General features: G+C 73.5%; 10 protein-coding genes and 1 pseudogene. 6 read left to right on the forward strand and 5 right to left on the reverse strand.

The annotated features are described in order from the left end of the window. Positions 1–17: 17 nt before the first annotated feature. Positions 18–854, forward strand: a pseudogene (locus ACFV9W_RS23630) (DMT family transporter); the annotation flags it as partial. A gap of 51 nt (positions 855–905) precedes the next feature. Here ACFV9W_RS23630 and ACFV9W_RS23635 read toward each other — a convergent pair. Continuing rightward, on the reverse strand, positions 906–1,736 hold the full coding sequence (locus tag ACFV9W_RS23635) for an alpha/beta fold hydrolase (protein ID WP_385764031.1): 831 nt from the start codon (positions 1,734–1,736) through the stop codon (positions 906–908). 153 nt (positions 1,737–1,889) lie between these two features. Between ACFV9W_RS23635 and sigJ the strand changes: the two genes are divergently transcribed. Together sigJ and ACFV9W_RS23645 are read left to right on the forward strand one after the other, a co-directional pair. Continuing rightward, entirely contained in the window at positions 1,890–2,771 is an 882-nt protein-coding gene (sigJ, locus tag ACFV9W_RS23640) for an RNA polymerase sigma factor SigJ (protein ID WP_385764033.1), read from the forward strand. Positions 2,772–2,975: 204 nt separating this feature from the next. Then, a complete protein-coding gene (locus tag ACFV9W_RS23645; RefSeq protein ID WP_385764035.1) occupies positions 2,976–3,737 on the forward strand; it encodes a GntR family transcriptional regulator in 762 nt (253 codons plus the stop codon). 15 nt (positions 3,738–3,752) lie between these two features. Here ACFV9W_RS23645 and ACFV9W_RS23650 read toward each other — a convergent pair whose 3' ends face one another. The 3 genes from ACFV9W_RS23650 to ACFV9W_RS23660 form a co-directional block, all read right to left on the reverse strand. After that, a complete protein-coding gene (locus ACFV9W_RS23650) occupies positions 3,753–4,910 on the reverse strand; it encodes an ROK family transcriptional regulator (RefSeq protein WP_385764037.1) in 1,158 nt (385 codons plus the stop codon). 130 nt (positions 4,911–5,040) lie between these two features. After that, positions 5,041–5,691, reverse strand: coding sequence for a response regulator (locus ACFV9W_RS23655; RefSeq protein WP_385764039.1), 651 nt, complete (start codon positions 5,689–5,691; stop codon positions 5,041–5,043). 14 nt (positions 5,692–5,705) lie between these two features. Next, on the reverse strand, positions 5,706–6,923 hold the full coding sequence (locus ACFV9W_RS23660; protein WP_385764041.1) for a sensor histidine kinase: 1,218 nt from the start codon (positions 6,921–6,923) through the stop codon (positions 5,706–5,708). Positions 6,924–7,031: 108 nt separating this feature from the next. On the opposite strand from ACFV9W_RS23660, the gene ACFV9W_RS23665 reads away from it, so the two are divergent. From ACFV9W_RS23665 to ACFV9W_RS23675, 3 genes are all read left to right on the forward strand, one after another. Continuing rightward, positions 7,032–7,955 carry an ABC transporter ATP-binding protein gene (locus tag ACFV9W_RS23665; RefSeq protein WP_385764043.1) on the forward strand — a complete coding sequence of 308 codons (924 nt, stop codon included), beginning with the start codon at positions 7,032–7,034 and terminating at the stop codon, positions 7,953–7,955. Positions 7,956–7,957: 2 nt separating this feature from the next. Further along, a complete protein-coding gene (locus ACFV9W_RS23670) occupies positions 7,958–8,701 on the forward strand; it encodes an ABC transporter permease (RefSeq protein ID WP_385764045.1) in 744 nt (247 codons plus the stop codon). An 86-nt stretch (positions 8,702–8,787) separates the two neighbouring features. Beyond that, positions 8,788–9,585, forward strand: coding sequence for an SAM-dependent methyltransferase (locus ACFV9W_RS23675; RefSeq protein ID WP_385764047.1), 798 nt, complete (start codon positions 8,788–8,790; stop codon positions 9,583–9,585). Here the strand turns inward: ACFV9W_RS23675 and mug are convergent. Continuing rightward, on the reverse strand, positions 9,582–10,133 hold the full coding sequence (mug, locus tag ACFV9W_RS23680) for a G/U mismatch-specific DNA glycosylase (protein ID WP_385764203.1): 552 nt from the start codon (positions 10,131–10,133) through the stop codon (positions 9,582–9,584). The two genes, ACFV9W_RS23675 and mug, sit on opposite strands and share 4 nt — an antisense overlap. Positions 10,134–10,167: the final 34 nt, after the last annotated feature.

Genomic DNA, 10,167 nt, shown 5'->3' on the forward strand with positions numbered 1-10,167 from the left:
TTCCTAACGTCGCCTCCATGAACGCCACTTCACTGCGCGGCTCCCTGCTCGCCACGTTCGCCTGCGTCCTCGTGGGCGGATCCTTCACCGCCAACAGCGTCCTCGGCCACTACCCGTACGCCGGTGGCCAGTTCCTCCGCTACGCCGTCGCGTGCCTACTGCTTCTGCCGCTGGTCGGCAGGGGCGGTCTGCGCCCGCTGAAGCGGCTGACGCCGCGCCAGTGGGGCCGGCTCGCGCTGCTCGCCGCCGTCGGCATGGTGGGCTTCAACCTCGCGGTCCTCGCCGCGGAACGCTCCGCCGAACCCGCGGTACCCGGCGTCTTCGTAGGATGCGCGCCCGTGGTGGTCGCGGTGCTGGTGCCCCTGATGAGCGGCGTGCGGCCCCAACAGGCCGTGCTCTACGGGGCGTTGCTCGTGGCCGCCGGAGCCCTCACGGTCCAGGGGTGGGGGCGCACCGACCTCTCCGGGATCGTCTTCTCCGTATGCGCACTGGTGGGGGAGGTCGGCTTCGCGGTGCTCGCCGTGCCGGTGCTGCGCCCGCTCGGACCCCGGCTGCTGTCCTGCGCGGTGTGCGGGATCGCCGCGGTGGAGGCGGCCGTCGCCGGGATCGTCGTGGACGGCGGCGCCTGGCTGCGCAGGCCGGACGGCGCCGAGTTCGCGGCGCTCGCCTGGCAGGCCGTCGTCGTCACCGTCGTCGGCTTCGTGTGCTGGTACATGGGCATGCAGCGGATCGGCGCCGAGCGCGCCACGCTGTTCTCCGGGCTCATCCCCGTCGCGGCGGCCTGCACCGCGCCGCTGGTCGGATCGGGGACGTACGGCATCGCCCAGGGCGCGGGCAGCGCGCTCGTCGCGGCCGGCGTCGCCCTGGGCTCCGGAGTGTTCGCGCGGCGCTCGGCGCCCGCGAAGTCAGCGGCTGCCGTCGAGGAGCACCCGGGCCACCAGCGCCGGGTCGTCGTTCATCGGGACGTGCCCGCAGCCGGGAAGTTTGATCAGCCGGGCCCCCGGGATGACCTGCTTGGCGCGGACGCCCTGGCGGCGCACGAGGAGCCGGTCCCTGACACCCCACGCGATCGTGACCGGCAGCTCCTCGATGTCGTCACGGAACAGCACCGAACGACCCGCCTCCAGCGTCTCCCGGAACCCGGTGGCCTCCCGCAGCGCGATCGTCTCCGCGACGACCGCCTCGGGTGAACGGCGGCCGGGCCGCGCGTAGATGGTGCTCGTGAGCGCCGCCCGCCCCGCCGCGGAGCGGGAGAGCCGCTCGATCACCGGCACCGGCATGGCCCGCGCGCCCGCCCGCATCGCGAGCAGCGTCCCGAACGCGTAGCGCCGCTCGGCCCCGGTCCAGAACCCGGCGGGGGAGAGCGCCGTGACGGAGCGCACCAGCTTCTCCCGGCCGAGGTCGAGGGCGAGCAGGCCGCCCAGCGAGTTCCCCGCCACGTGCGGCCGCTCGATCCCGAGGTGGCGGCAGAACGCGTCGAGCACGGGGATCACGCCCGCCAGGTCGTACGCGAGCCCGTCCGGCAGCGCGGGCGACCTCCCGAACCCCGGCAGATCCACCGCGATCACGTCCCGCTCCGCCGCGAGGATCGGCAGCACCGGCTGCCAGGCCTCCCAGTGGTGCCCGATCCCGTGCAGCAGAAGCAGCGGCTCACCGCTGCCCGCGCGCTCGTACGCGAGGCGCACGGTGCGGGGGCCTCCGGCGCTCTCGATGCTGAAGGACGCCTCTGTGGCCATGTCGCTCGCTCCCTGTCCCCGCCACGCCGCGACGGTCTCCTTAGACTCCTTGTCAGCAACAATTACCGCTCAGTAGGGCGCAGTTCAAGGGGCGCAGCCGAAGTAGTGCGGTGCCCGCTGGACATCCCCCGATGTGTCCTATGGGATGGGCAGGTGGCCACCGACACAGGGATCGATGACTTCGAAGAGCACCGCCCCGTCCTCATGGGCGTCGCCTACCGCATGCTGGGCCGCGTCGCCGACGCCGAGGACGTGGTGCAGGACGCCTGGCTGCGCTGGTCCCGCGCGGACCGGTCCGAGGTCCGCGAGCCGCGCGCCTACTTGGTGCGGGTCACCACCCGGCTCGCCATCGACCGGCTGCGCCAGGTCCAGTCGCGCCGCGAGTCCTACGTGGGGCCGTGGCTGCCCGAGCCGCTCGTCACCGACTTCGGGCCCACCGTGCCCGACACCGCCGAGCAGGCCGTGCTCGCCGACTCCGTGTCGCTCGCGGTGCTCGTCGTCCTGGAGTCCCTCTCGCCGCTGGAGCGCGCGGTGTTCGTGCTGCGGGAGGCCTTCGGCCTGACCTACGCGGAGATCGCCGGGACGCTGGAGCGGGGCGAGGCCGCCGTGCGCCAGCTCGCCGTCCGCGCGCGCAAGCATGTGGACGAGCGCCGGCCCCGCTTCGACGTCGACCCGGTCCAGCAGCGCGACCTCACCGAGCGCTTCCTGGCCGCCGCGTCCGAGGGCGACCTCGACGGGCTGATGGCGATGCTCGCCCCGGACGCCCGGCTCGTGGGCGACTCGGGCGGCAAGGCGAGGGCGCCGCTGCGGGTCATCGAGAGCGCCGACAAGGTGGGCCGGTTCGTGCAGGGCGCCGTGCGGCAGGGCGGCGCCGAGGGCTTCGAGCTCAGCCTCGTGGAGTTCAACGGCACGCTCGGCGTGCTCGTCACCGGGAACGGAAAGCCCGACTCCGTCCTCCAACTCGGCGTGCACGAAGGCCGTATCCAGCAGATCTACATCGTGCGCAACCCGGACAAGCTCGGCTCGCTCGGCTAGCCGCCGCTCCCGGCCTCCGGCCCAGGCCCGCCCCCGACGCACGTACGGGGGCGGGCCCTGTGCGTTCCGGCACGTGAGAACCGCGACGACGATTGGTATTGACCAAGTTCCGAGAACGGTCCTACTCTCGCAGGGATAGGCAGGAACCTTTAATAAACAAGGGCGATAAAAAGCCGCCAGGGCACGGCTGTTGCGGAGGACAGGGTGGGGACCACGCAGTTGGAAGCGGCTCCGGAGCCGAAGTACTGGCACCTGAAGACCGTGCTCACCGACGCGCTCGACTCCGAGTTCACGGTGGGCGAGATCCTGCCGAACGAGCGGGACCTCGCGGCCCGCTTCGGCGTCGCCCGCGCGACCCTCCGCCAGGCCCTGGAGCAGCTGGAGCTGGAAGGCCGGCTGCAGCGCCGCCGCGGCGTCGGCACCACGGTCGCGCCGCCCCGCATGGGCGTCGCCGTCGCGTCGAACGACCGGGACTGGCCGGGCGGCAGCGCGGACGCGTGGCAGGCCGTCGACGCAGCCGTCGAGGTCCCGCCTGCCGCGGTCGCCGCGGCCCTGGACACCGCCCCGGACACCGAGGTGCACGTCCTGCGCCGTACGCGGGTCTCGCACGGCCAGCCGGTCGCCGCCGAGCTGCTGTACGTCCCCGTAGGCCCGGCCCCCGACCTGACGGCCGTCGACGCCGCGTCCGGCGCCGCACGCGCGCGTGCGGTCGTGCGGGAGCTGCAGCGCCTCGGGCTCGACGGGGAGGACCGCGCCGTCGAGCTGGGCTCGGCGCGCGCCGACGACGCGAAGGAGCTCGACCGGCTGCCGGGCGCCCCTGTCCTCGTCGTCACGACCCGCTACTTCAGCCGCGGCACGACCGCCGCCGTCTCGGTGGCGACCTACCGCGCGGACACCTGCCGGCTCACGTTCGGCGACACGGCGGGCGTGGAGATCCACCACGCGCCCGAGACGCGGGCTTCGTAGCGTCCCGGTCGGCGCTCAGCGGCGGGCGGTGACCGTGCTCTCCGTCGCGAAGAGTTCCTCTTCCACGTGGTCGAGCGCGAGCCGCAGCGCCCCCGTGGCCACCGCCGCCTCGCCCAGCGCCGACAGCGCCACCCGCGGCGGCCGCAGACAGTAGCGCTTCAGCTCCCGCCGCAGCGGTTCGAGCACGCCGTCGAGGCCCGCCGCCCAGCCGCCCACCACGACCAGTTCCGGATCGAGCGCGAGCACCAGCGCCGCGACGTCGTGCACGAGCCGCTGAAGGAACCGCTCGACCGCGGCCGTCGCCCGGTCGTCGCCCTCGCGCGCCAGCGTGAACACCTTCGCCACGGCGAGCTCGTCCAGCGGGTGCAGCGGCTCGTCCGTGGTGGACAGCAACGCCTCGGGCCGCACCTCGCGGCCCAGCAGGTGCAGCGCGCCGATCTCCCCGGCGGCGCCCCCGAAGCCACGGTGCAGGCGGCCGCCGATCAGGGCGCCGGCCCCGGGGCTCAGGCCCGCGAGGACGAACACCATGTCGTCGGTCTCCGACCCGGCGCCCTTCCAGTGCTCGGCCACGGCCGCCGCGTTCGCGTCGTTCTCCACGAGCACCGGGCACTTGAAGGAACGCCGCAGCCGCTCGCCGAGCGCCAGCCCGGTCCAGCCCGGCAGCGCGGTGCCGAGCCGCACCGTCCCGTCCGCCCGCACGATCCCCGGGCTGCCGACGCCGACCGCCCACAGCGAGCCCCGGGCCACGCCCGCGCGGCGCAGCAGGTCGGCGACGGTGCCGCGCAGCTTCTCCAGCCGCTCGTCCGCGGGCGCGGCCTCGTCGACCTCCTTGGACGCCGAACCGAGGACCCTGCCGTCGAGCGCCGAGAGCACCGCGGCCACCCGGTGCGCGCCGATCTCCAGGCCCAGCAGATGCCCGGCCTCCGCCCGGAAGCGGAACTTGCGGGCGGGCCGGCCCTGCCGCCGCGCGCCCGGCTCCTCGACCGTGGTCTCCACGACGAGTCCGGCCACGATGAGGCCCTCGACGACGCCCTCCACCGTGGGCCGCGACAGGCCGGTCACGCGGGTGATCTCGGTGAGCGTCGCGAAATCGGTGGAACGCAGCGCGTGCAGCACCACCGCGGAATTGATCCGCCTGAGCAGAGAGGGGTCCCCGCCGGTCAGCCGCCCCACCGTCGTCCTCCCCGCAGTCGCGCGTGTTCGCCGGATGGTACCCGCAGCCACGGACAGCGGCGAGAGTCGGGTGCACCTCTGTGACGTACGATGCTCAGCCGCGCGCGGCCGAAACGGTGCAGGTCGGGCCTTATCCCGGCGCCACGAACCCAGACTCGTACGCCGCGATCACCGCCTGCGTCCGGTCCCGCGCGCCCAGCTTCGTCAGGACGGCGCTGACATGGGACTTGACGGTCTCGGTGCCGACGATCAGGTCCGCGGCGATCTCCGCGTTCGACAGGCCGCGCGCCATGCGCCGCAGCACCTGCTCCTCGCGTTCGGTCAGCGCCGCCCGCTCCAGCGTCTCGCGGGCTGCCGGACTCCCGTACTCCGCGGCCAGCTTGCGGACCGCCGCGGGGAACAGGAGGGACTCGCCCGCCGCGACGAGCCGTACCGCGTGCACGATCTCCTCGGGGCGGGCCCGCTTCAGCAGGAAGCCGTCGGCGCCCGCGCGCAGCGCCCCGTACACGTACTCGTCGTTCTCGAACGTGGTGATCACAAGGATCTTCGGCGGTCGCTCCGCGCCGCGCAGCACCGCGCGTGTGGCCTCGATCCCGTCGAGCAGCGGCATCCGGACGTCCATGGCGACGACGTCCGGGCGCAGTTCGCGGACGAGGGGGACGACCGCCGCGCCGTCCGCGGCCTCGCCGACCACTGTGATGTCGGGCTGCGCTTCGAGGACCGCGCGCAGGCCGGCGCGGACAAGTGGTTCGTCGTCGACGAGCAGGACGGTCAGCGGCACGCCGCCAGCCTAGATCACCCCACCGGCAGTTCGACGTGAACCTGCCACTCGTCGCGCAGCGGGCCCGTCCGGGCGTTCCCGCCGAGCAGCGCGGCCCGCTCGCGTACGCCGCGCAGTCCGCTGCCCGTACCGCCGTGGCCCGAGCCGCGGCCGGGCGGCAGCGGGTTGCGCACCTCCAGGGTCAGCTGCTTGTCGGCGACCTGGAGGGTCACGGTGACCGGCACGGTTCCGCAGTGCCGCAGCACGTTCGTGAGCGCCTCCTGGAGGATGCGGTAGCCCTCGCGGGACACCGGCCCCGGCACCGTCTCCAGCGGCCCGGAGACCGTCACCTCCACCTTCGTCCCCGAGGCCCGCGCCGAGTCGAGCAGCCGGTCCGCCTCCTGGAGCGTGGGGCGGCTGCCCACCGGCCGCTCCGCCTCGCGCAGCACCAGGAGCACCCGCTCCAGCTCCTCCAGGGCGGCCCGGCCGGTCTCCTCGATGGCGCCGAGGGCCCGGTCGGTGAAGGCCGGATCGCCGGCCGCCCGCGCCGCGCCCGCCTGCACGACGGCGACCGTCAGCGCGTGGCCGATGGAGTCGTGCAGCTCCCGGGCGATGCGATTGCGCTCAAGGAGCTGCTCGGTGCGCTCCTCCAGTGCGGCGAGCCGCTCCGCCCCGGACGGGCCGAGGAGCACCTGCGCCGTGCGGGCGGTCAGCCAGCCGACGCCCGCCACCACGTACACCAGGAAGAGCAGCACGCAGGGGATCGCCGCCACGCACAGCCAGGGGGTTCCCGGCACGGGCAGCGCGGAGATCGAGTCGGCCGGCTCGCCCATCGCCGTACCCGCCAACTCCATCGTCAGCGAGGCCATTTGGCCCGAGAAGAGGCCGACCGAGAGCCCCAGGAACAGCCGGAGCACCAGCCAGACCGAGGTCCTGCCGCGGTCCTGCCACGACGCCGAGGGCGCGACCGAGATCTCCCGCTCCGGGCCGGGGCCCGCCACGCGCGCGTGCTTGCCGGGGAACAGCATCATCCGTGCCTGCAGCCCCTCCGAGCGCCGGATCACCGGAATCGTGCCGACCAGCAGAAGCAGCGGTACGGGCGTCACGTAGACGAGCACCCAGTCGCGCACCGAAGGAGTGGAGAGCCCCGGGTAGACCATCGCGAACACGAAGGCGATCACCGACGAGCACAGCAGATGTAGCCAGCGGGTGTACGTGACCGCACGCGCGAGGGGTCTCAGGAAGCGGGGCATACCGTCATCGTGCCAGCCGCCCCGCGCCCCACGGCTCCCCCGCACGGGGGAGGCGAACTCCACGGGCGGGGGAGGACCGGGCCCCCTGGCGCGGCCGATGCTGAGGTCATGACCAGCATCGACGTCCAGGACCTCACCAAGGTGTACGGGGCGACCCGCGCCGTGGACGGGCTCACCTTCCAGGTCGGGCCCGGCCGCGTCACCGGCTTCCTCGGCCCGAACGGCGCCGGCAAGTCCACCACCATGCGCCTCGCGCTCGGCCTCGACCGCCCCACCTCGGGGACCGCGCTCATCGGGGGCCGGCCCTACGCCTCGTACGACGAACCGCTGCGCGTCGTCGGGGCCCTCCTCGACCCGCAGGCCGCACACGGCTCCCGCACCGCGCGCGACCACCTGCGGGCGCTCGCCGTCAGCAACCGGATCCCCGCGCGGCGCGTCGACGAGGTGCTCGAACAGGCCGGGATCGCTGCCGTGGCGAAGAAGCGCGTCAAGACGTTCTCGCTCGGCATGCGCCAGCGCCTCGGCATCGCGGCGGCACTCCTCGGCGACCCCGAAGTGGTGCTGCTCGACGAGCCGTCCAACGGCCTGGACCCCGAAGGCATCATCTGGATCCGGGAGTTGATGCGCGACCTGGCGCGCGCGGGACGCACGGTGCTGGTCTCCAGCCACCTCATGAACGAGACCGCGACCTTCGCCGACCACCTCGTCGTCCTCGGCCGCGGCAGGCTCCTCGCCGACACCCCGATGCCGGACTTCATCGCCGCGCACAGCACACGCCGCGTACGGGTGCGCTCCACGGACCCGGCACGCCTGAGAGCGGCGCTCGTGCGCGCCGGACACACGGTCGCGCTCGCCGACGACGGCCGCTGCGACGTCGAGGGCGTCACCGCCGCCGACGTGGGCGCGCTGGCCGCCGCCGAGGGCGTCCCCGTCCTCGAACTCGCCGATGAACAGGCCTCGTTGGAGCAGGCCTACCTCGCCCTCACCGCGAACGACACCGAGTTCGCCGCCACGCCCTTCCAGGAGGCCTGACCATGGCCGGCACGTCCGCCAACGCCGTACTGCACGCCGAGTGGATCAAGATCAGATCGCTGCGCGGCAGCTTCGGCTCGCTGCTCGCCGTCTTCATCGCGACGCTCGCCATCACCACCCTGACGTACTCCACGATCGGCCAGGAAGAGGCCGGCAACGGCGGGGACCTGCTCTTCGAAGCCTTCTACGCCCTCAACTTCGGCCAGATCGCCGTGCTCGCCTTCGGCGCCACGGCCGTCTCCTCCGAATACCTGAACAACGCGCTGCGCGTCTCGCTGGCCGCCGTGCCGAACCGGAACCTCTTCTACGCCGCGAAGGTGGCGGTCATCGGCGCCTGCGGGCTCGTCGTCGGCCTACTCACCAGCTTCACCGCGTTCCTCGTGGGCCAGGCGTTCATGGGCCCGTACACGCTCGGTCTCGGCGACCCGGGGGCGCTGCGGGCCTGCGTCGGCGGCGGGGTGTACCTCGCGCTCATGGGCCTGTTCGCGGCGGGGCTCACGGCCGTGCTGCGCAGCGCGGTCGCCGTACTGAGCATCCTGGTGCCGTTCCTGCTCATCGTGTCCTTCGTCATCGGGGACGTCGCGGGCTCGGCCGCCGACTACCTGCCCGACCGGGCGGGCCAGCAGATCCTTCACCAGCACGCCGAGGGTTCCCTCGGACCGTGGGCCGGACTCGCCGTGACCGCGCTGTGGGCGGGGGCCGCGGTGCTCGCCGGATGGTGGGCCGTGCGGCGCAGGGACGCGTAGTCCGGCGGGCCCGTCGCGCGCCTCATCGAACTCCCGTGCCAAGATGGGATCTTGAGCGGAGACCGGCTACGTACAAGGGAGATCGCATGAGTGACGCCGACGGGTCCAGGCCGGATGGACGGATCTCCAGCCACATCGCGCACAACGCGCGCGTGTGGAACTACTGGCTGGGCGGCAAGGACCACTACGAGGTCGACGAGCAGGTCGGCGACATGGTGACGTCCATGTACCCGAGCATCGGCGAGGTCGCGCGCGCCGACCGCCAGTTCCTCGGCCGCGCCGTCCGCCATCTCGCGGGCGAGGAGGGTGTGCGCCAGTTCCTCGATGTCGGCACGGGCCTGCCGACGGTCGACAACACGCACGAGGTCGCCCAGCGGATCGCCCCGGACGCGCGCGTCGTCTACGTCGACAACGACCCGATCGTGCTCACCCACGCCCGCGCACTGCTCACCAGCTCCGCCGAGGGCCGGACCAACTACGTGGACGCGGACGCCCGCGACCCGAGGGCGATCATCGAGGCGGCCTCCGAGACCCTCGACTTCGACCAGCCCGTCGCGATCATGCTCCTGGGCATCCTGAACTTCGTGCTCGACACGGACGAGGCCGCGTCCATCGTCCGCGAGCTCGTCGACGCCGTGCCCTCCGGCAGCTACGTGGTGCTCACCCACCCCACCCTCGAACTGGGCGGGGAGGGCAACAAGGAGGCCATGGCGTTCTGGAACGAGAATGCGAAGCCGCCGATCACCGCCCGCACGGGCGCCGAGATCGCGGCGTTCCTCGACGGCCTGGAGCTCGTCGAGCCCGGCCTCGTCTCCTGCGCGCGCTGGCGCGACGACGAGGCCACGCAGGTCGCCCAGTACGGAGTGGTGGCCCGCAAGCCCTAAGGGGTCGTGGCCGCGGCCTCGCGCAGCCGCGCGTACTCCTCGGCCATCGTCGCCGCCGTCCAATGCGCGTTGAGGCCACTGGGGTTCGGCAGCGCCCACACCCGGGCGCCGCCGATCGTCCGCTCCTGCGGGCCGATCCGCGCCTTGGGCTCGCCGAAGGCCGAGCGGTAGGCGGTCACGCCCACCACGGCGAGCCACCGGGGTGTCAGCCGAGCCACCTTCTCCTCCAGCAGCCGGCCGCCCTCCCGGTACTCCTCGGCGCTCAGCTCGTCCGCCCGCGCCGTGGCCCGCGCGACGACGTTCGTGATCCCGAGCCCGTACGAGAGGAGTTCCTCCTGCTCGGACGGCTTCAGCTGGCGGGGCGTGAAGCCGGAGAGGTGGAGGACCGGCCAGAAGCGGTTGCCGGGGCGGGCGAAGTGGTGGCCGGTCACGGCCGTCATCAGGCCCGGATTGATGCCGCAGAACAGAACCCGAAGGCCGCTCGCGACGACGTCCGGTACGAGACGGTCGGGGGGGGCCGGCCGGTCCGCGTGTGTGTGCCGGGTCAGAGGTAGGCCCCCCGGGTGGAACCCGCGGCCGGCG

Origin of the sequence: Streptomyces sp. NPDC059897, from assembly GCF_042730865.1 — a bacterium.
In the GTDB taxonomy this organism is placed as follows: Bacteria; Actinomycetota; Actinomycetes; order Streptomycetales; family Streptomycetaceae; genus Streptomyces.

Coding starts and splice junctions, on each gene's coding strand:
- ACFV9W_RS23635 (WP_385764031.1), bottom strand. CDS start 1,736: ATGGCCACAGAGGCGTCCTTCAGCATCGAGAGCGCCGGAGGCCCCCGC.
- ACFV9W_RS23660 (WP_385764041.1), bottom strand. CDS start 6,923: ATGCCCCGCTTCCTGAGACCCCTCGCGCGTGCGGTCACGTACACCCGC.
- ACFV9W_RS23665 (WP_385764043.1), top strand. CDS start 7,032: ATGACCAGCATCGACGTCCAGGACCTCACCAAGGTGTACGGGGCGACC.
- ACFV9W_RS23670 (WP_385764045.1), top strand. CDS start 7,958: ATGGCCGGCACGTCCGCCAACGCCGTACTGCACGCCGAGTGGATCAAG.
- ACFV9W_RS23675 (WP_385764047.1), top strand. CDS start 8,788: ATGAGTGACGCCGACGGGTCCAGGCCGGATGGACGGATCTCCAGCCAC.